The organism is Rhodococcus erythropolis R138 (assembly GCF_000696675.2).
Taxonomy (GTDB): domain Bacteria; phylum Actinomycetota; class Actinomycetes; order Mycobacteriales; family Mycobacteriaceae; genus Rhodococcus_F; species Rhodococcus_F erythropolis.
This window is the reverse complement of the sequence record NZ_CP007255.1, coordinates 3,314,046-3,334,598: the sequence shown is the minus strand read 5'-3', so window position 1 is coordinate 3,334,598 and position 20,553 is coordinate 3,314,046. Positions and strand designations below refer to the sequence as shown.

The following is a 20,553-nucleotide window of genomic DNA, read 5'->3' as shown; positions in this document are numbered from 1 at the left end:
AATGCGGGTCCGCACGTGTTTCTTCAGCTAGCGACCGTGAGCGCCACGGTTCGATTGCGGTCCAGCTTCTTCGCTCGGTACAACGCCTCGTCGGCGCAATCGACCAATTGCGTCAGGTCTGCGTCGCCGTGGGGTGAACATGCGACGCCGATGCTGACCGTCGGCCCGAGTTCACCCAACACCGCCGACGAATTCTCCGCTTGTGCGCGTCGAATCATCTCGGCCGTTTCGGTCGCACCCTCGAGATCGACGCCGGCCATCAGTACGACGAACTCCTCACCGCCCAACCGGGCGAAGAGATGCTTGTCATCGAGGTTCCGCCGCACCTGATCGGCAAAACTCACCAACGCGGTATCGCCGGCGCGATGACCGAGGTTGTCGTTCACCATCTTGAAGTGATCCAGATCCATCATCAGGACGCTCACCGGACGACCAGAGTGGCGACGCGGATCGGGCGCACCCGTCACGCTGCCGCCTCGCCGCAAGAACTCGTCCCGGCGCAACGCACCGGTGAGATCGTCGTGGGTGACGGCCTGTGTGAGTGCCTCGAGCGCGCGGCGGCGCTCGAGGATCACACACGCCACCGCGATCGGCGCTACCGCCAGCAACGACAATCCGATCTGGACGGACGCACTGACGGGCGAGACGCCTTCGCTGGACAATCCGAGATGCCCGTCGGCCGTCAGTACCAACGTCCAGGCAGTTGATGCGGCGGTGAGCACCGACGTGACAAAGACATTGGTGAGCAAAGCGGCAGTCACCAGCGCCGGCATGGCAAACGCGATCGCTCCGGCGCCGCCGATCACCCACTCCAAGATGATGCAGATGGCCAGCAGCGCTGTCGGAACAACTGATCGACGCAGAAGTGTGGCAACAGCTTTCGGGTCTCGATCCACCCGCCGAAGCGAAGGGAAAGTCAGCACCAACGGGACGATGGTCATGTAGTTGACGAACTCACTCGAGAACCAGAGCAACCAGCCGTCCCACCACTGCCCGCCGAACAGCACGCGGTTCGCGATTCCGCCCACGAGCGCCGCCATCGACGCGGCCACGACAGTCATCGACACGAGATAGCCGACGGACTGAATACTGGTCAGTCGACGATCGTCGCCGCCCACCCAACGGAAGGCGTAAAAGCCACTCGCAACCCCGACGATGTTGGCCGCGTTGAGCCACACTGTGGACTCCCACGCCCCGCCCGTGATGAGGTCGGCTCCAACGTAGCCGGCTGCAGCGCAGATCCAGGTGAGCGGTGTGGCCGAGCGCGGCGATCGAAAGAGAATCCCGAGAAGCAGCGCATTGGCCGGCCAGAAGACAGCAAGCGTGCCCGGTAGGCGGCTCAGAATTCCGACCAGGCACGAGGCGAAGACGACTACGCCGACAAGCAGTGCGCGACGTACGGCCGATGACGACAACGACTTTTCGACCGTGCTCACCACCTACATTCGGCTGACCTACTCACAATTCGCCCTACTGTGCCTTGGCTATCGATGCAGACAAATCGGATGTTACGGCGTCAGATGGCCAAAGGAGATTTACCGAGCGCGCCCCAAGCGGTCTGAGCAAACTCTTGGACACTCTCGCTGCCACTTCCCGCAGGCATCAACCCGAGAAGGGGAACACCACTGACCGAGACAAGATCCTCGCGATTGCACCTCTCGGCGAGGTCCGGTTCCTGCGGCCACGAACCGATCACCAACCCGGCGCATTCCACACCGGATGCACCCAGCGCTTCCACGGTCAGAGCGGTGTGATTGAGCGTGCCCAGGCCGGACGCAACCACCAGCACTACCGGTGCTGCCAGAGCTGCGGCGAGATCGCGCGCGGTGAACCCGTCCACCCCCAACCGAACCAACAAGCCGCCGGCACCTTCGATCAGGGTCAAGTCGTGGGTGGTGTCCAGGTCGCGAGCAACTCGGACTACGTCGTCGAGCGCCAACAACGGGAGACCACTTCGACGGGCAGCAGTATCCGGCGCCAAAGGTTCGGGATACCGCGCCAACTCGACCAGCGTCACGCCGCCCCCGGTCAGACGCTCGATCTCGGCCAGATCACCCGCACCGTCCACGTCGACGCCGGTCTGGGCCGGTTTGAGCACTGCAACCGACTTGCCCGACTGCAAGGCCACCGATGCCAATGCGGCTGTCACCACTGTTTTTCCGACGTCGGTCGACGTTCCGGTCACCAGGAAAATGCTCATGCTCGGGCACCGGCCAAGACGTCGCGCAGTACGAGAGCGATCTGCTCCATCTCGGATGCGGACAGCGTCGCTCGTGCGGTCAGACGCAGCCGTGACGTTCCTTCCGGAACCGACGGCGGGCGGAAGCAACCGACATGCAACCCCTGATCCCGGCACGCCGACGCGGCATCGAACGCCCGTTGCGGATCGCCGAGAACGACCGAGACGACAGCAGATTCAGGCGACGGTGCACCGGTGACGTCGGCGAGTTCGGATGCCCGGGCCAGGACGTCGAGCGCTCGCGTCGGCTCGCGCTGGAGTACGGCGAGTGCAGCTCTGGCCGCGCCGACAGCGGCGGGAGCGAGACCGGTGTCGAAGATGAACGTTCTTGCCGCGTCGATGAGATGCGCGCGAATCTTGTTGTCGCCGAGTACAACTCCGCCCTGGCTGGCGAGCGACTTGGACAGCGTTGCCGTCACGACGACGTCAGGTTCACCCGCCAGGCCCGACTCGTGGACGAGTCCACGTCCACCGGCACCGCGCACACCGATGCCATGCGCCTCGTCGACCAGCAGGATCGCCCCGTACTCGCGGCACACCTGATGCATCTCCCGCAGCGGCGCGAGGTCTCCGTCGGCGCTGAAGACCGAATCCGTGACGACCAGCGCTCGCTCTTCCACTCTGCTGCGCAACGTGTCGGCGAGAAAGCTCACGTCCGAATGCGGAGCTACCGCAACCCGGGCACGTGACAGGCGGCAGGCATCCACGAGTGAGGCATGCGATCCCGCATCGGAGACGATCAACGATCCGGGACCCGAGAGCGCCGTCACCGCGCCGAGATTGGCTGTGTAGCCGGAAGAGAAGACCAGTCCGGAGTCCGCCCCGACGAACTCGGCCAGTTCGACTTCGAGCAGTTCGTGTTCGGTGGTGGTGCCGGTGACCAGACGCGAACCCGTGGCGCCCGCGCCCCAACGGCGCAGAGCCGCCGTTGCACCCTCGATCACGTCGGGGTGCCGCACGAGTCCGAGGTAATCGTTCGACGCCAGGTCGATCAACGGGGAGTCGACCGTGCGAGGACGGAGTTCGCGGCGCAGTCCAGCGGCCCTACGGTCCGCTTCGACGGCAGTGAGCCAATTCAGCGAGGTGTTCACTTTTCCGACCATACTTGAACACCGTTCAACTCAATGGTTAGGGTGCATCCGTGCTCACAACCGGACTTGATCCCCATGACGTCTCCGCCATCGATGCCGATGTCCTCTGGCATCCGTACGGATCATTTCCCGCGTCGACTCGTCCGCTGATCGTCGACTCTGCCCAGGGGGCTACCCTCACGCTCTCCGACGGCCGCCGATTGGTCGACGGAATGAGCTCGTGGTGGGCCGCCATTCACGGATACCGCAATCCCGTGCTCGACACTGCTGCTGCACGGCAGCTGGGCAAGATGAGTCATGTCATGTTCGGCGGACTGACGCACGAACCCGCCGCTCGCCTCGGGCGACTGCTCGTCGACATCACACCACCTCACCTCGACAAGGTGTTCCTCTCCGACTCCGGTTCGGTGGCCGTCGAAGTAGCAGTCAAGATGTGCCTGCAGTACTGGCGGAGCCTCGGAAAACCGTCGAAAAATCGTTTGATGACCTGGCGCGGCGGATATCACGGCGACACATTCACCCCCATGAGCGTCTGCGACCCCGACGGCGGCATGCACTCTCTCTGGACCGACGTCCTTCGCCCTCAGGTCTTCGCGCAGACTCCCCCGGCGGACTATCTCCCCGAATACGTGCAGGAGTTGGAAACGCTGCTGGCCGAGCATCACCAGGACCTCGCCGCGGTGATCGTCGAACCGGTAGTCCAAGGCGCCGGCGGAATGCGTTTCCACGACCCCGCATACCTGATCGACCTCCGTAACCTCTGCGACAAATACCAAGTCCTCCTGGTCTTCGACGAGATCGCGACCGGATTCGGACGCACCGGTGAACTGTTCGCCGCCGATCATGCCGGCGTCAGTCCCGACGTCATGTGCGTCGGCAAGGCACTGACCGGCGGGTACATGAGTCTGGCGGCAACGCTGTGCACCACGGAGATCGCAGAGACCATCACTGCCGGCGAGGGCGGCGGACTGATGCACGGCCCCACCTTCATGGGCAATCCACTCGCGTGCGCTGTCGCGGTCGCGTCGACCGAACTTCTGCTCGCAATGGACTGGCGGCGTGACGTCGCAACCCTCGAACGTAGCCTCGCTCGCGGCCTCGCCGAAGCCGTCACAATTCCCGGGGTGGTGGACGTTCGAGTCAAAGGCGGAATCGGGGTGATCGAACTCGAGCAGCCGGTCGAGATGCAGAGCGCCACCGATGCGGCCGTCGACGCCGGGGTCTGGCTTCGACCGTTCCGCAACCTCGTGTACGCGATGCCTCCGTACCTGTGTTCGGACGCGGAGGTGGAACAGATCACAGCCGGAATGCTTGCAACCGCCCGCAGCCAGGCGAAACGGTGATCAGCGGCGTAGACAGTCGACAAGATTCGATCGGCTGCACCCGATAGGGTCTGATTCATGGATCAACCGCCGAGCGCGCCCTCAGCCACTCCCATCCCGGTATGGCCTGGCAGTGCGTACCCACTCGGTGCCACCTACGACGGCGCGGGGACCAATTTCTCGCTCTTCTCCGAGGTCGCCGAAGCCGTCGAACTGTGCCTGATCGCCAAGGACGGCACCGAAACCCGCATTCGGATGGACGAGGTCGACGGTTACGTCTGGCATGCGTACCTTCCGTCCGTGTCCCCCGGCCAGCGATACGGCTACCGCGTGCACGGGCCGTACGATCCGGCTGCAGGTCTGCGCTGCGATCCGAGCAAACTCCTGCTGGACCCGTACGGAAAAGCGTTCGACGGAGACTTCGACGGAGACCGTTCACTGTTCTCGTACGACGTCGAGTCGGCGGCGGACCCCGAACCTGCTGGAGACGACGAAACTCCTGCCGTGGAGCCGGAAGAAGCCACCGACGAAACGAGTTCGGAAGCCGAATCGGGCGAGGTGGGCCTCGAAGACGAGTCACCCACGGACGATCAGGAATCGGACGAGAGCCTCGACCCAGAACCCTTCGATCCCGAACCGCTCGTCGACGAACCCGCTACCATCCCTTTCCCCCAACATGATTCGCTCGGTCACACGATGTCGACCGTCGTCATCAATCCGTTCTTCGACTGGGCGTCCGACCGCTCGCCGAAGCGTCCGTACCACGAGACGGTCATCTACGAAGCGCACGTCAAGGGTATGACCGCGACGCACCCCGGAGTTCCGGAGGAATTGCGCGGCACTTACGCCGGACTCGCGCATCCGGTGATCATCGAGCACCTCACCAATCTGGGTGTCACGGCGATCGAACTGATGCCGGTCCATCAGTTCATGCACGACCAGGTGCTGCTCGATCAGGGACTGCGAAACTACTGGGGCTACAACACCTTCGGCTTTCTTGCTCCGCACACCGACTACTCCTCGGCCGCCAAACCCGATGCGGCCGTGGCGGAATTCAAGGCAATGGTGCGCAGTTTCCACCAGGCGGGTATCGAGGTGATCCTCGACGTGGTCTACAACCACACCGCCGAGGGCAACCACATGGGGCCGACCATCAGCTTCCGCGGAATCGACAACGCCGCCTACTACCGACTGGTCGACGGCGACGAAGCGCACTACATGGACTACACCGGAACGGGCAACAGCCTCAATGCCCGTCATCCGCACACCCTGCAATTGATCATGGACTCGCTGCGGTACTGGGTCACCGAAATGCATGTCGACGGTTTCCGCTTCGACCTGGCCTCCACACTCGCCCGTGAACTGCACGACGTGGACCGCCTTTCCGCCTTCTTCGACCTGGTGCAACAGGATCCGATCGTCAGTCAGGTGAAACTGATCGCCGAACCGTGGGACGTCGGCGAAGGCGGTTACCAGGTCGGAAACTTCCCAGGCCTGTGGACCGAATGGAACGGTAAGTACCGCGATACCGTCCGCGACTACTGGCGTGGTGAGCCGGCAACGCTGGGCGAGTTCGCTTCCCGCCTCACCGGATCCTCTGATCTCTACGAGGCGACCGGACGCCGCCCTGGCGCGAGCATCAATTTTGTCATCGCCCACGACGGTTTCACCCTGCACGACCTCGTCTCGTACAACGAGAAGCACAACGAAGCCAACGGCGAGAACAACAACGACGGCGAATCGCACAACCGATCCTGGAACTGCGGCGTCGAAGGCCCCACAGACGACCCGAAAATCCTCGAACTGCGTGGACGTCAGAGCCGAAACATCCTGGCTACGCTGATGCTCAGCCAGGGCACCCCGATGCTTGCCCACGGCGACGAGATGGGCCGAACTCAGCAGGGTAACAACAACGTTTACTGCCAGGATTCGGAACTGTCATGGATGGATTGGGCTCTCGCAGAAACCAATGCGGACCTCGTCGAGTTCACCAAGCGCGCAATTGCCTTGCGCGCCAAGAACCCGGTCTTCCGGCGTCGTCGATTCTTCGAGGGCCGACCCATTCGAAGTGGCGATCAGGGCCGAGACATCGCCTGGCTCACGCCGTCGGGCGAGGAGATGACTCCGGCCGACTGGGACAGCGGTTTCGGTAAGTCGTTGGCCGTCTTTCTCAACGGCGACGCGATCCCGGAACCGAACTACCGCGGCGAGCGTGTCACGGGAGATTCGTTCCTCCTGTGTTTCAACGCTCACTACGAAGATCTCGAATTCTCCACCCCCAACGCGGACTACGCGTCGGAGTGGACCGTCGTACTCGACACCTCGGTCCCCACTGGTGAGAGCGATACCGTGATCAAGGCCGGAACAACATTGGATGTAAAAGCGCGAGCATTGACGGTACTTCGCAGAACCGCCTGAGGGAGACGTGCACATGGCCCCGATAACCAGCACCTACCGACTGCAGTTGCGACCGGATGCATTCACTCTTCGTGATGCGGCCGCACAGGTGGACTACTTCGAGGCATTGGGGGTCTCACATCTTTATCTCTCCCCCATCCTCACTGCGACGTCCGGGTCGACGCACGGCTACGACGTCACCGATCCGACAACCGTGTCCGAAGGACTTGGTGGCCGCGAGGCTTTGGTGGAGCTCTCACGCGCGGTTCGATCAATTGGGATGGGCCTGATCGTCGATCTGGTCCCCAACCATGTCGGTGTCGCCAAACCTCGCGAAAATGCTTGGTGGTGGGACGTTCTCACGCACGGGCAGTCGTCGGAGTACGCGGACTTCTTCGACATCGACTGGGCAGACGACAACGGGGCCGACGGCAAACTCTCGCTCCCGGTGCTGGGCAGCCAGGACGATCTCGACGCACTGACTGTCGAGAAGGATGGTGAGGAAACACTTCTCGCGTTCTACGAGCACCGCTTCCCTGTCGCCTCCGGCACCGAATTCGGATCTCCACAGGAGGTCCACTCCAGGCAGTCGTACCGACTCGTACCGTGGAACGCCGGAATCATCAACTATCGACGGTTCTTTGCCGTCAACGACCTCGCTGCACTGCGTCAGGAGGACCCCAAAGTCTTCGAACTCTGCCATCGGCAATTGAAGTCGTGGGTCGACGAAGGACTGATCGACGGCGTTCGCATCGATCACCCGGACGGACTCGCCGATCCGGCGGAGTATCTGGGGCGCCTGCGGGAACTGATCGGACCAGATCAGTGGCTCGTGATCGAAAAGATCCTCGGCCATACGGAACCACTCGATCCGCTGCTCCCGATCGACGGCACCACCGGATACGACGCACTCAATCAACTGGGCGGCATTTTCGTCGATCCCGCCGCCGAACTCGAATTGACCGAACTCTCCGCAGATCTGACCGGCGACGACGGGGACAGTACGTGGTTGCATCACACCGAACGTCAGTTCAAACGCGACACCGGGCGCGGTGACCTTGCACCCGAGGTTCGCAGACTCGTGCGCGCAATCCGACGCGAAACCGGAAGTCGTTGCAGTGAAACCGAACTGAACGACGCCGTCGTCGTCGCGATCGCTCGGATGCCGGTGTACCGATCCGACTACAGTCCCCTCGCCGGTTTGGCCGCTCGTATCGTCGGCGACATGCACGAATTGGCTCCCGGACATGAAGCAGCGTTCAACGTGCTGGCGCAGTCACTGGTCAACGGCGGTGAAGGGGCAGTTCGCTTCCAGCAGGTGTGCGGTGCCGTCATGGCGAAGTCCGTCGAAGATCGACTCTTCTATCGGACGGCGCGACTGGTCTCACGTCAGGAAGTCGGCGGCAACCCGGCATCGCTTGCCGTCTCCGTCGCCGAATTCCATCTCCACAACGCGGACCGAGCGAAGCGGTGGCCCCGGGCGATGACGAGTCTGTCCACTCACGACACCAAACGCGGCGAGGACGTGCGGGCACGGATCGGTGTTGTGTCTCAGGTGCCGACCCTGTGGTCCCGGCTGATTCGCGACTGGGAAAACGTCTGCCCCAGCCCTGATCCGCTGACCGGATTGTTCTTGTGGCAGAACATCATCGGCGTGTGGCCGGCGGACGGCCGCTCCGCAGCCTCGGTTCCAGAGCTGCGCGAGCGTTTACACGCCTACGCAGAAAAGGCCGTCCGCGAGTCCGGCGCCAGGACTTCCTGGAACGATCCGGACGTCGGCTTCGAGTCGGCAGTGCACCGCTGGATCGACGAAGTGATCGACGGACCTGTCGCTGATTCGGTCAGCGAATTCGTCGGCCGGATCGCGCGTCACGGCTGGTCGGACTCTCTGGGTCAAAAGCTGCTCCAACTCCTCGGGCCCGGCGTTCCCGACGTCTACCAGGGCACGGAGCTGTGGGAGGACTCGCTGGTCGACCCGGACAACCGTCGCGTTGTCGACTACGGAGCGAGGCGATCACTGCTCGAATCCGGCGCCGCGCCGATCGACGCAACAGGAACCGCAAAGTTGCACCTCGTTCGCACGGCACTGACACTGCGGCGGGAGAACCCCTCGTGGTTCGATCACGGTGAGTACCGGCCGGTCTTCGCTTCAGGTTCCGGATCCGGTCATCTGGTCGGCTTCTCGCGCGGCCCGGCAGGTGATCCGCCCATGGTCGTTGCTCTGGCGACGCGACATTCGCTCGGACTCTCGTCGCACGGCTGGCGAGACACACGAATCGACCTTCCCGAAGGCGAATGGCTCGACGCACTGAGCGGACAACCCGTCACGTCCGCAGATGCGCGCGATGTCTTCGCCGACGGACCATGTGCCCTGTTGACCAGGGTGTGCTGAGCGGTTTCCGCTGACTGGACATTCACCCCCGAAGAGAACTTCGTCGCGCTAACTTCCGAAGAGCAGATCGTCACCACTATTCGGAGGTTTGAGCATGACTGCCAATCGATACACCGGAAAAGTTGCCTTCATCACCGGAGCAGCCCGCGGTCAGGGGCGGGCGGAAGCTGTCCGGCTGGCAGAAGAGGGCGCAGACATCATCGCCGTCGACGCGTGTGTTCAATTCGAATCCACGTCTTACGCCGGCGCCACCGAAGACGACCTGGCCGAGACAGTCGAACTGGTCAAGGCTCTGGACCGACGAATTGTCGCTACCAAGACCGACGTCCGCGACTTCTCTGCGCTGTCCGCGGCGCTCGATGCCGGCATCGACGAACTGGGGCGCCTCGACGTCGTCGTCGCGAACGCCGGAATCTGTTCTGCCAACATGTCCTGGGAAATCACGCCCGAGCAGTGGCAGGAAACGCTCGACGTCAACCTGACCGGCGTCTTTCACACCGCCAAGGCAGCGATCCCGCACCTGATCAAGCAAGGCACCGGTGGCTCGATCATCTTCACCAGCTCCGTCGCCGGCCTGCGTGGGCTCCCCTTCCTCGGCCACTACGTCGCGAGCAAACACGGCATCACCGGTCTGGCCAAGACGATGGCCTCAGAATTGGGGCAGTACAACATTCGGGTCAACACCATCCACCCGCACGGCGTGGAAACCGGAATGCAGATGACGGACATGCGGCCGCTCATCGACGCCAACGCTCACACCCTCGGTCCGATCTTCATGCAGACCTTGCCCGACCCGGTCAGCCAGCCGGAGGACATCGCCGCAGCCGTCGCGTTCCTCGGTTCCGACGAGGCCCATCACATCACCGGTATCGCGATGCCGCTCGATCTGGGCACCTTGATCCGCTGATCGAATCTTCTCGAGTTTTTCCCGTCCTCGGGGAATATCGCTTCCCCGAGGACGGTTGCGCGAGACATGACCAAAACTGTTGTAGCGCAGACGTACGGCACGCCCGAGGTCCTGGAGCTGGTGGACATCGATTTACCGGCACCGAAATCAGGCGAAGTCCTGGTCGACGTGAAGGCGATCGGCGTCAATCCCTTCGACTTCAAGCTCTACAGCGGTGCTTTCGGCACTGATCCCGAGAAACTTCCGATCCGCCTCGGCGGCGAGGCAGCGGGCGTCGTCTCGGCGGTCGGCGACGGCGTTACCGGTGTTGCAGTCGGCGACGAAGTGATCGTCAGCCCGGGCAACGGTCTTTACGCCGAACAGGTAGTCGTTCCGGTCTCCTCGATCACCGCGAAGCCCGCCGGCATCAGCTGGGAACAGGCGGCCGGACTCCTTCTCGTCGGCGGAACTGCAGTCGACGCCCTCGACACCATTCGCGTCGGCTCCGGGGACACCGTCCTCATCCACGGCGCGTCCGGTGGCGTCGGCGCTATTGCGGTTCAGCTCGCCGCAGCACGCGGTGCCACCGTGATCGGCACTGCGGGAACATCGAATCAGGACTACGTGCGCTCGCTCGGCGCCACGCCGGTGCTCTACGGCGAGGGCCTCGAAGCCCGCGTTCGTGAACTCGCACCGAACGGTGTCGACGCCGCTTTCGACACCGCCGGAACTGACGAAGCCGTCGATACATCTCTGGCGTTGGTCACCGACAAGAGCCGTATCGTCACCATCGTCGCGTTCGGACGCGCCCAGACCGACGGCTTCGAGTCTGTCGGCGGAGGCAATCCGGCAAGTGCCGAAGCACGTTTGAAGGCTCGCTCCGAACTGGTCGAACAAGCCGGGTCCGGACACCTCACCGTGAAGATCGCCAAGACCTTCCCGCTCGCAGACGTCGCACTCGCTCACACCGAGTTGCAGAGTTCTCATCCCGCCGGGAAGTTCATCCTCATTCCCTGAGGTTGCCCGAGGTTCCCTAAGCCTGAACGGCGAGTGGAACCAAGAGGGTAGTGCCGAACGCGACGAGCACGGATTCGCCTTCGCGTTCGGCATGTACCTCGGCAGTGACGAACACCTGCTTGCGCCCAGCCTTGACCGAGCGTGCCGTGGCGACGAATGCCGTTCCGACTCCCGGGCTCACGAAATTGACCGCGCAGTTGGACGCCGCCACGACACCAACCTGTGTAAAGGCAGCAAATCCGCACGCAGTGTCGATAAGTCCCGCCACAAGCGCAGCGTGCAAGTGTCCCGAGTACTGGCCGAGATCCTCACGCCATTCGAGCCGCAGGCAGACACGTCCTGGTTCGGCCTCCGTCACTTCGAATCCGGCCCACCGGTTGAAGGCCGCCGAGGCGTTGACTGCGCGCAACTGTTCCAGCATTTCCGAATTTTCCATGTAGACCAGTCTACATAGATTGTGGTGGATCGCTGGGGTGTTTAAGCTCCAACTCGTGGCGACTCCCCCGAAACACCGCGAAGCACTGGTACGAGCTGCAGCCGATCTGTTTCGCCGCCAGGGGTATGCGGCTACGGGGCTCAACGAGATCCTCAAGTCGAGTGGCGCCCCGAAAGGTTCGCTCTACCACTACTTTCCCGGCGGCAAAGAGCAGATCGGTGAAGAGGTCGTCCGCGTCGGCGGGCAGTTGGTCACCGACACTCTGACCGAACTCGCCGACAACCACCCGGACGCCGGAGCACTGCTGCGCGAGTATGCGCGGCTGCTCGCTGGATGGGTGAGCGATTCGGACTTCCACGAAGGCTCGCCGATCACGACGGTGTTGTTGGAACTTGCCCCCGATTCGGAGAGCGTGACAGCCGCAGGACAGGCGGTCTACCGACAGTGGACTTCGCTACTGCGCGACTCACTGATCGAGTCCGGTGTCGCACGCACTCGAGCGGAACGGCTTGCCGTCCTGGCAGTGTCCGCACTCGAGGGTTCGCTGGTGCGGGCTCGCGTCGAACGATCAGGTCAGCCGATCCTCGATTCCCTCGGCGAGGTCGCCGACGTGTTCGCCGGAGCAATCGCTGCGGCAGCCGCGCACTGAGCCGACACACCCTGAGCGAACGGCACTCTCGGTCTCATGAAGGCGCTGAAAGGTACGTTCGCTCGGAATCGGAGGGTGGGCCTGCCGGCTTCCCGCCACCACCCCGAGTGCCACCGCGGGCCGCGCCGATCCCCGCGACGACGACGCATGCGATACCTGCCACCGCCAGAAAACTCGGAACCTGTTGCAGCACAACAAGACCGATGAGCTGCGCGAAAGCGGGCTCGAGACTCATCAGCGTGCCGAATGCTGCCGTCGACAGCCGCCGCAGTGAGACCATCTCCAGAACGAACGGCACGACGGGCAGCAAGATCGCAAGTCCGAGGCCCACGAGAACCAGGTGCGGGGTCAGCCGCCCAATGGCCGAGTGGCCCACGGCAATTGTCGCGGCCAACCCGGCAACCGCCATCGACACCGCCAGCCCGTTGATACCGGCAACCTCGTCGCCGACCCGCTGGGTGAGCAGTATGTACATCGCCCAGCAGAGCGCCGCGCCAAGTGCGTACGCCACACCGACCAGATCGACTGTCCCTGCCCACGGTTCAGTGAGAAGGACTACGCCCACGCCTGCCAGAACCGGCCACAGAACGCGGCCACGCCCCCGGAGCAAAGCAACCGTCAGCGGACCCAAGAACTCCAGCGCGCTTGCCGTTCCCAGAGGAAGACGCTCGACGGCCGCCATGAACAACAGCGTCATGCCGGCGGTGACCACACCCAGGACCACGCAGGCCAGAAACGCTTTGCGAGTGAACGCGGAGGGACGGGGCCTGACGATGATCAGAAGAATGATGCCCGCCCAGGCGAGACGTATCCACGCTGCTCCGTCTGCTCCGAGCTGATCGATCAGACCCACCGACACGGCGAGCCCGAGCTGCACGCACAACATCGCCAGAACAGCCAGGCCCACTCCGGCCCGCGCTTTCGTATCCATAGCTGAATTGAACGGGACGCCAACCGTTCGTGTCCACGCGATTTTGACCTACATTATGTTCACGATTAGTGAATGATCGAACGATGGAAACCCGTCGACTCCATCTCCTCCTCGAACTCTCCCGCTTGGGTTCCATGCGCGCGGTCGCCGAAGCTCACAACCTCACGACATCGACAGTGTCCCAACAGCTCGCGGCTTTGACCGCGGAAACCGGTACTGCATTGATCGAACCGGAAGGCCGACGCGTTCGCCTCACACCTGCCGGTCAACGACTCGCCGATCATGCCGTCACCATCCTGGCAGCCGTGGATGCAGCTCGCCTGGACCTCGATCCGACCGCCGAACCGGAGGGGACACTGAGAGTCGGCGGATTCGCTACTGCCGTCAGAACCGCGATGCTCCCCGTCGCCCTGAGCCTGCAACACAGCCATCCACAGGTAGACGTGGTGATCTGCGAGTACGAACCGGCCGAGGCTTTTGCCCTACTCGAACGAGACGACCTGGACCTCGCGCTGACGTACGACTACAACCTCGCCCCCGCATCCCCGAGCTCGTTACTCGAAGCACTACCGCTCTGGTCGACGCCGTGGGGATTATGCGTTCCCGACAACGCCCACACACCCGACGAGTCCACGAAATCCGGGATCGATCTCCGTGCCTTCGCAGACACACCATGGATAGTGAACTCGCGAAATACAGCCGACGAGCGGGCCGTGCGAACCCTCGCGTCACTGGCTGGATTCACCCCTCGGATCACTCACCAGATCGACAGTCTCGACTTGGTCGAACTCTTGATCCTCAGTGGTTACGGCGTGGGGCTGATGCCACTCGAACGCAAGACCCGCGAAGGCGTACGCGTCATGCCGCTGACCGATCCGCCTGTCATCCTCACCGCCTATGCGGTGACGCGTCGCGGCCGATCGTCGTGGCCGCCGCTTCGGCTCGTGCTGGACCGTCTCACGGCCTACCGATAACTCAAATCCGATCAGCGTCGCCGTCGCGGCGCTGCTGCTTGGCAATTCGACGCTGCTCTTCCGCCCGCTCGCGGCACTGACGCAAGAATGCTTCGTCCGCCGCCGGATCCTGCGCAACGGCGCGTCCCGGACGCTCGTATTCGCCGTAACCGGTTGGGCCGACGTAACCGCGGGGCGCGTTCTGTCCGCGCCCGACCACCAGCCACAGAACGGACCCCAAGGTGGGAAGGAAGATGATGATCAGAATCCAGACGACCTTGGGTAGGTACTGGATGTAGGCGTCATCTCTCGTGATGGCGTCGACGATGCAGAAAATCCACAGCAACATCGTGATGAGGCCGAACAAGGCATAGGGCACGCTGGCGATTCCTCCCGAGAATAAAAAACCCTCGCCATGCTAACGAAAACAGACCGATTAGTACATTAGATTCTGGCGAATGTTGAACTCGAGCCATCCTCGGTATGCATCGACATCCCATCCACTGACCCGACGCAATTGCTGATGAAGCTGAGGCGAGACGAAAGCGGCAAGTATGCCCGCGGCTTTCTCGAGCGAAATCTCGGGCCTCAACAATCCGTGCTCGGACAGACCCTCGGCTATCGACATCGCATTGACGGCCGACTGATCCGACGATTCCTCGGACAGTCGCCGCATGTCGGCATCCGCACCTGACGATTCGACCGCGACCATCATCAGAGCGCCGGCACGTTCGAGCAGTCCGATGCCCTGTGCCACGATCTGGGAGACGATCCGGCGAACGTCATCGGGGTCCGAGGCCAGGTTCGGCGCGCCGAGTGGAACCTCGTCGGCATCGAGCGCCGCGGCGAGGGCCGCTTCGAAGATCTCGAGCTTCCCGCCCGGGAAGGCTGTGAACACCGTCCGGTTGGCGACGCCGGCCGAGTCGGCAATCTGTTTGACGGTTGCACTGACGTATCCGTCTCGGACAAACAAGGTCGTCGCCGCATCACGAATGAGTTCACGCGTTCGCTGTGCGGAGGCTTCACGCACGCGGGAGTGGTACTGGCGTCTGCCCTCCATTGCGCACACTTTAGCCGCATTCGATGCAACGGCCATGCATGGAAAGAATCGTGCAGTTCAGGAGCCTTTTCCGGGGTGATCTATCCAGCCGTCGCTACCGGGAAACACCAACGCCTCGTGCCCGTTGTCGTACCTGACCAAATAGGGCGGCCCTCCGTCCTCCCCGTGGACTTCGAGGACCTCGGCAGTTACCTCCGCCTGCCCAACCACGCGCCCCTGGACATGGAGACGGTCACCCACTTCGGCATGCATCACTCCTCCTCGCTGCCCGCTCGCGCGGGCGCAGACCAACCACTGACGTTGTTCCCGCGATACCGACTTGGAAACCCTGGGCAGGTTGCCGTCGTGAGGAATCGCATATTCACCGAAGGTGACAGCGAGGGGTGAACAGTGGTTCACTCATGGGTGAATTCCCGTTCACCACCGCCGCGTGAAGGACCCTCTCTTGGCATTGCACTCGTCTCCGACCACTCGCCGTTCAAGTCGGCTCATCACCGCAATTCTCTGTCTTTCCGGCACCGTGGTCGCGCTGCAGCAAACGATGGTCATTCCGTTGTTGCCCGATTTCCCGAAAATCCTCGGCGTCAGCGCTGACGACGCCTCCTGGCTCGTCACCGTCACACTCCTCACGAGCGCCGTCGCCACTCCGATCGTCTCCCGCCTGGCGGACATGTTCGGAAAACGACGCATGATGCTGATCTCGATGACGATGATCGTGGTCGGATCACTGGTCGCGGCGATCGGCGGCAACTTTGTCGCCCTGCTGATCGGACGTGGTCTCCAGGGTTTCGCGATCTCGATGATCCCCGTCGGAATCAGCATCATGCGCGACGAACTGCCCAAGGAGAAGGTGGCGTCGGCAACAGCCTTGATGAGTGCCACTCTCGGAATCGGCAGCGCACTCGGGCTCCCCCTGTCCGGGTTGATCTTCGAGCATCTAGGCTGGCCCGCCATCTTCTGGCTCTCGGCAATCGTGGGCGTCCTGTTGATCATCGCGGTAGCCGCCGTCGTCCCGGAATCGAGTGTTCGCACCCGCGGCAAATTCGACTTCCTCGGCGCGGTCATGCTCTCGACAGCACTCACGGCGATCCTCCTCGCCATCTCCAAGGGGGCTCGTTGGGGATGGACGAGCGAACTGACATTGCTCATGTTCGTCATAGGAATCGTGACGCTCGCACTGTGGTTCCCATACGAACTCCGGGTCACCCAGCCGATGGTCGACTTGCGAACGTCGGCCAAGCGGCCCGTTCTGCTGACCAACGTCGCCTCGATCCTCGTCGGCTTCTCGATGTATGCGAACAACCTCTCCACCACTCAGCAACTCCAGATGCCGAAGATCTCCGGCTACGGCTTCGAACTGGGAGTGATGGCGGCCGGACTGTGCATGATTCCGGCAGGCCTCGCGATGGTCTTCTTCGCTCCCGTCTCCGCGAACATCACGAAGCGATTCGGAGCCAAGATCACCCTGATCGTCGGCGGCACTGTGCTCGCGCTCGCCTACATCGCGCGCGTGTTCCTGACCGGCTCGATAGCACTGATCATCATCAGCGCGGCGGTGGTCAGCATCGGAACTGCAATCGCCTACTCCGCGATGCCGATGCTGATCATGCGATCGGTTCCGATCACCGAAACCGCGTCCGCAAACGGCCTCAATTCGCTGCTCCGCTCAGTCGGTACGTCCACATCCAGCGCAGTGGTTGCCGCCATGCTCACCTCGATGGTCATCCCGTCCGGGCCGGGTGAGGGCCTTCCGTCGATCGACGCCTTCAAGAACATCTTCTGGCTGGCCGCCCTCGCCGCCGTGGCTGCTGCCGCTGCCGCTGCGTTCATTCCTCGCCGCGGCGCAAAACCGGAAACGGCGCTTCGCCCGGTGACCCCGGAAGGGTTCGAGCTTCCCGACGCCGCCGTGTCCGAAACGGAAATTGTGGTTGCCGGTCGTGTGGTCCGAGCCGACAGCCGACCGATCCGGCAGGCTGTTGTCACCGTGATGGATATGGAGGGGCGACCGATCGACTGGAGTCGCGCCGACAACGAGGGCAACTTCTCCCTCGCACTACCCCGGCCCGGACGGTACTTGGTGGTGACGAGTGCCGACGGCTGGTCCCCTCGGTCGCAGGTGATCGCTTTCGACAGCGCGCAATCGACGCACACCGTCGAACTCGGTGACCGCCTCACCATCTCCGGCAAGGTCGGAGTCGACGGCCGAACAACCTCGGGAACCGTCGTCACACTCACGAAACCGACCGGCGAATTCGTCGCATCCACCGTCACCGACGGAACCGGGCACTACGGAATCGCACTCCCGACATCCGGCCGGTACATCCTGACCGCGCTGACCGAGAGTGGACACGGCACATTGGCTCGTCAGATAGCGGTCATCGCGCAGTCCACCGTCGTCGACTTCGACGTACCCGTCGATGCCGAGCCGTTGACGACAGTATGAGCAACCAAACGCATGGCGATCGGGTACCGAGGCGAGCGGCATGAGCAGCGGTGAAGCCAGCATCCTCACAGCAGCAAAAGCCTTGTTCGCGGAACGAGGTTACGCATCGACGACCATCAAGGACATCGCGGTCGCGGCCGGTTACTCCCCTGCCCTGGTCATGAAGATCTACGGCAGCAAAGCTCGGTTGTATTCGGCTGCGATCCCGTCCGCACCTCCGATGGACGAGGATCCGAATGCCGACGCCACCGGAAACATCGGCTGTCAACTGGTCGAGAAACTTGTCGCTCGTAGAGAATCCGACGAAACCGATCCGTGGGCAATGCTCGCAGTACACGTTCACGAGGCGCCAGATCCGGACGCCGCCCGGGCAGAGATCAAGGAACGATACGTTCACGGGATCGCGCGACGCATCGGCGACACCGAGCCCGGTTTGGTTCGCAGTCAGGTCGTCGTCTCACTGTTGCTCGGACTTGCCACCGGCATGCGGACGCTCGAACTCCTCGGTGAGGATTCGTTGTCGTCGAAGGACCTGATCCGGCGCTACGGAAGTCTGATTCAAACAGTCGTCGACGAAATCGAACCGGTATCCGAGCACGAATCGGACATCAGTGGCACGGTGGAGGAATGACTACCTACCGATACCTCGACGCCGATCGAAATCTCCTCGAAGAGAAAGATTTCGAAACCGAGCAGGACGCACAGGAATACCGACTCTCGGTCCTCGGTGCCGAACACATCGAGCCCGCGGGCGAATGATCCTGTCGATTCCCCGATCGGTCAGGGAGACTTCGCGGCAGTGGTGAGTTCAGCGATCAAGGCTTGAACGCGACGCTCGATTTCGTCACGGATCGGGCGAACCGCTTCGAGGCCCTGTCCGGCCGGATCGTCGAGAACCCAGTCTCGGTAGCTCTTGCCGGGGAAGATCGGGCACGTGTCGCCGCAGCCCATGGTGATGACGACATCCGAATCCTGGACGGCGTCAACGGTGAGGATCTTCGGAGACCGAGCTGAGATATCGATACCGCGCTCTGCCATCGCCTCGACCGCTGCCGAATTGACGGTCTCGGCGGGTGCGGATCCGGCGGAACGGACCTCGATGGCGTCGCCTGCGAGATGGCTCAGGAATCCCGCGGCCATCTGAGATCGGCCGGCATTGTGGACGCAGACGAACAACACCGATGGTTTGCTCATGACCTCGCTCTTTCTCGACTGGATGAAACCTCTTCGACTGCAAAGCGTTTGCGTAGAGCAAGGGAGACATAGACCAGCCCGACGAGCACCGGTACCTCGATCAGCGGGCCGACAACACCGGCAAGAGCTTGCCCCGAGGTGGCGCCGTAGGTGGCGATGGCTACGGCGATCGCGAGTTCGAAGTTGTTGCCCGCGGCGGTGAACGCCAGGGTCGTCGTGCGTTCATAGCCCAATCCGATTGCGGCGCCGAGGATGTAGCCTCCGCCCCACATGAGCGCGAAGTACGCCAGCAGCGGCAACGCGATCCGGACGACATCCCAAGGCTGGGAGGTGATCTGTTCGCCCTGCATCGAGAAGAGCACGACGATGGTGAACAGCAGACCGTAGAGCGCCCAGGGGCTGATCTTGGGGATGAACTTGGTGTCGTACCAGTCGCGGCCTTTGGCGCGTTCGCCGAAGAAGCGGGACAGAAAACCTGCCAGCAGCGGGATACCGAGGAAGATCAGGACCGATTTCGCGATCTGCCAGGGCGAGGTGTCGATGGTGGTCTGTTCGAGGCCGAGCCACCCGGGCAGGACCGAGAGGTAGAACCAACCGAGCACGGCGAACATGATCACCTGGAACACCGAATTGATGGCGACCAGCACCGCGGCGGCTTCGCGGTCTCCGCAGGCCAGGTCGTTCCAGATGATCACCATCGCGATACAGCGAGCAAGACCGACGATGATCAAACCGGTTCGATATTCCGGCAGGTCAGGCAGAAACAGCCAGGCGAGGGCGAACATCAGCGCCGGGCCGAGAACCCAGTTCAGGAACAGGGAGCCGGCGAGGAGTTTCTTGTCCCCGGTGACTGTGTCGAGGCGGTCGTAGCGGACCTTCGCCAGGACCGGGTACATCATGATCAGCAGGCCGAGGGCGATCGGCAGGGAGATGCCGTCGATCTGCACCTTGTTCAGGGCAGTGTTCACACCCGGGATCCAGCGTCCAACCAGCAGGCCGACGACCATGGCCACGCCGATCCAGACCGCCAGATAGCGGTCGAGGGTGGAGAGTTTTCCGACGACTGCGGGGTGTCCGGTGGTGGCAGCGGTGTTGCTCATGCGGTGACCTCTGCGCACGCGTCCGCGACACTCACGCTCGTACCTTCAACCAGTAGAACGGCGGAAAGCTGTTGCAGCGCAGCCGGAATAACCCAGTAGTACACCCACGTCCCGCGACGTTCACAGTCGAGCAACCCGGCCTGACGCAACACCTTGAGGTGATGCGAGATAGTCGGCTGAGACAGATCGAACGAGTCGGAGATGTCGCAGACGCAGGCTTCACCACCCTCGTGACTTGCCACCAAGCTGAGCAAGCGGAGGCGAACCGGATCGCCGAGGGCTTTGAACATCCGCGACAGGTCGCCGGCCCAATCCTCGGTCAGCGGTTCACGGACGAGCGGGGTGCAGCAAGCCTCGGACTCCGGTGGCTCTTGATTCGACATTCTTCGATATTGACAGATATCGAATCAACGCGCAATCGAGTGCCCGGTCGGCCGGATCCC

Annotated in this window: 21 protein-coding genes; 10 read left to right on the top strand and 11 right to left on the bottom strand. The window is 62.8% G+C overall.

The features are described from left to right. Positions 1-23: 23 nt before the first annotated feature. From H351_RS15610 to H351_RS15600, 3 genes are all read right to left on the bottom strand, one after another. The gene (locus H351_RS15610) at positions 24-1,436 is read right to left on the bottom strand and encodes a GGDEF domain-containing protein (protein WP_244891359.1); all 1,413 of its coding nucleotides are present in this window, start codon (positions 1,434-1,436) and stop codon (positions 24-26) included. A gap of 80 nt (positions 1,437-1,516) precedes the next feature. Then, positions 1,517-2,200: a dethiobiotin synthase gene (gene bioD / locus H351_RS15605; RefSeq protein WP_020908046.1), complete on the bottom strand. Its 684-nt coding sequence runs from the start codon at positions 2,198-2,200 to the stop codon at positions 1,517-1,519. Next, a complete protein-coding gene (locus H351_RS15600; protein WP_019748828.1) occupies positions 2,197-3,342 on the bottom strand; it encodes an 8-amino-7-oxononanoate synthase in 1,146 nt (381 codons plus the stop codon). Before H351_RS15600 ends, bioD begins: the two co-directional genes overlap by 4 nt. Before the next feature lie 38 nt (positions 3,343-3,380). Here H351_RS15600 and H351_RS15595 point away from each other — a divergent pair, with 38 nt between their 5' ends. The 5 genes from H351_RS15595 (at position 3,381) to H351_RS15575 (ending at position 11,344) form a co-directional block, all read left to right on the top strand. Next, positions 3,381-4,673 (top strand): adenosylmethionine--8-amino-7-oxononanoate transaminase, encoded by a 1,293-nt coding sequence (locus H351_RS15595; RefSeq protein ID WP_029255533.1) that lies wholly within the window; start codon positions 3,381-3,383, stop codon positions 4,671-4,673. Positions 4,674-4,730: 57 nt separating this feature from the next. Continuing rightward, positions 4,731-7,070 (top strand): glycogen debranching protein GlgX, encoded by a 2,340-nt coding sequence (gene glgX, locus H351_RS15590; RefSeq protein ID WP_029255534.1) that lies wholly within the window; start codon positions 4,731-4,733, stop codon positions 7,068-7,070. A gap of 13 nt (positions 7,071-7,083) precedes the next feature. Then, positions 7,084-9,441, top strand: coding sequence for a malto-oligosyltrehalose synthase (gene treY, locus H351_RS15585; protein WP_029255535.1), 2,358 nt, complete (start codon positions 7,084-7,086; stop codon positions 9,439-9,441). A 94-nt stretch (positions 9,442-9,535) separates the two neighbouring features. Then, entirely contained in the window at positions 9,536-10,348 is an 813-nt protein-coding gene (locus tag H351_RS15580) for a mycofactocin-coupled SDR family oxidoreductase (protein WP_019748832.1), read from the top strand. A 66-nt stretch (positions 10,349-10,414) separates the two neighbouring features. Beyond that, complete coding sequence (locus H351_RS15575; RefSeq protein WP_029255536.1) at positions 10,415-11,344, top strand: NADP-dependent oxidoreductase; 930 nt, start codon at positions 10,415-10,417, stop codon at positions 11,342-11,344. 16 nt (positions 11,345-11,360) lie between these two features. On the opposite strand, the gene H351_RS15570 is transcribed toward H351_RS15575, so the two are convergent. Next, entirely contained in the window at positions 11,361-11,780 is a 420-nt protein-coding gene (locus tag H351_RS15570; RefSeq protein WP_020908051.1) for a PaaI family thioesterase, read from the bottom strand. Between the two features lie 55 nt (positions 11,781-11,835). Here H351_RS15570 and H351_RS15565 point away from each other — a divergent pair, with 55 nt between their 5' ends. Further along, positions 11,836-12,429, top strand: a complete 594-nt coding sequence (locus H351_RS15565) for a TetR/AcrR family transcriptional regulator (protein WP_029255537.1) — start codon at positions 11,836-11,838, stop codon at positions 12,427-12,429. Positions 12,430-12,463: 34 nt separating this feature from the next. Here H351_RS15565 and H351_RS15560 read toward each other — a convergent pair whose 3' ends face one another. Further along, positions 12,464-13,360 (bottom strand): EamA family transporter, encoded by an 897-nt coding sequence (locus H351_RS15560; protein WP_029255538.1) that lies wholly within the window; start codon positions 13,358-13,360, stop codon positions 12,464-12,466. 83 nt (positions 13,361-13,443) lie between these two features. Here H351_RS15560 and H351_RS15555 point away from each other — a divergent pair, with 83 nt between their 5' ends. Continuing rightward, a complete protein-coding gene (locus H351_RS15555) occupies positions 13,444-14,334 on the top strand; it encodes a LysR family transcriptional regulator (protein WP_029255539.1) in 891 nt (296 codons plus the stop codon). A gap of 1 nt (position 14,335) precedes the next feature. On the opposite strand, the gene H351_RS15550 is transcribed toward H351_RS15555, so the two are convergent. The 3 genes from H351_RS15550 to H351_RS31435 are packed head-to-tail and all read right to left on the bottom strand — an operon-like array spanning position 14,336 to position 15,625. Then, positions 14,336-14,692 (bottom strand): PLD nuclease N-terminal domain-containing protein, encoded by a 357-nt coding sequence (locus tag H351_RS15550; RefSeq protein WP_019748838.1) that lies wholly within the window; start codon positions 14,690-14,692, stop codon positions 14,336-14,338. A 57-nt stretch (positions 14,693-14,749) separates the two neighbouring features. Beyond that, the gene (locus H351_RS15545) at positions 14,750-15,373 is read right to left on the bottom strand and encodes a TetR/AcrR family transcriptional regulator (protein ID WP_019748839.1); all 624 of its coding nucleotides are present in this window, start codon (positions 15,371-15,373) and stop codon (positions 14,750-14,752) included. A gap of 57 nt (positions 15,374-15,430) precedes the next feature. Beyond that, positions 15,431-15,625, bottom strand: coding sequence for a DUF1918 domain-containing protein (locus H351_RS31435; RefSeq protein WP_003941743.1), 195 nt, complete (start codon positions 15,623-15,625; stop codon positions 15,431-15,433). Positions 15,626-15,803: 178 nt separating this feature from the next. On the opposite strand from H351_RS31435, the gene H351_RS15535 reads away from it, so the two are divergent. From H351_RS15535 to H351_RS32785, 3 genes are read left to right on the top strand one after another with little or no spacing between them, the layout of a single operon-like run. Next, complete coding sequence (locus H351_RS15535; protein ID WP_029255541.1) at positions 15,804-17,816, top strand: MFS transporter; 2,013 nt, start codon at positions 15,804-15,806, stop codon at positions 17,814-17,816. A gap of 40 nt (positions 17,817-17,856) precedes the next feature. Then, positions 17,857-18,447 carry a TetR/AcrR family transcriptional regulator gene (locus tag H351_RS15530; protein ID WP_019748842.1) on the top strand — a complete coding sequence of 197 codons (591 nt, stop codon included), beginning with the start codon at positions 17,857-17,859 and terminating at the stop codon, positions 18,445-18,447. Next, on the top strand, positions 18,444-18,575 hold the full coding sequence (locus H351_RS32785; RefSeq protein ID WP_007733137.1) for a hypothetical protein: 132 nt from the start codon (positions 18,444-18,446) through the stop codon (positions 18,573-18,575). The genes H351_RS15530 and H351_RS32785 overlap by 4 nt, the downstream gene beginning before the upstream one ends. A 21-nt stretch (positions 18,576-18,596) precedes the next feature. On the opposite strand, the gene H351_RS15525 is transcribed toward H351_RS32785, so the two are convergent. From H351_RS15525 to H351_RS15515, 3 genes are read right to left on the bottom strand one after another with little or no spacing between them, the layout of a single operon-like run. Continuing rightward, positions 18,597-19,010, bottom strand: a complete 414-nt coding sequence (locus H351_RS15525; protein ID WP_019748843.1) for an arsenate reductase ArsC — start codon at positions 19,008-19,010, stop codon at positions 18,597-18,599. Further along, complete coding sequence (gene arsB / locus H351_RS15520; RefSeq protein WP_019748844.1) at positions 19,007-20,110, bottom strand: ACR3 family arsenite efflux transporter; 1,104 nt, start codon at positions 20,108-20,110, stop codon at positions 19,007-19,009. The genes H351_RS15525 and arsB overlap by 4 nt, the downstream gene beginning before the upstream one ends. Next, the gene (locus tag H351_RS15515) at positions 20,107-20,493 is read right to left on the bottom strand and encodes an ArsR/SmtB family transcription factor (protein ID WP_021334076.1); all 387 of its coding nucleotides are present in this window, start codon (positions 20,491-20,493) and stop codon (positions 20,107-20,109) included. Before H351_RS15515 ends, arsB begins: the two co-directional genes overlap by 4 nt. Positions 20,494-20,553 lie beyond the last annotated feature (60 nt).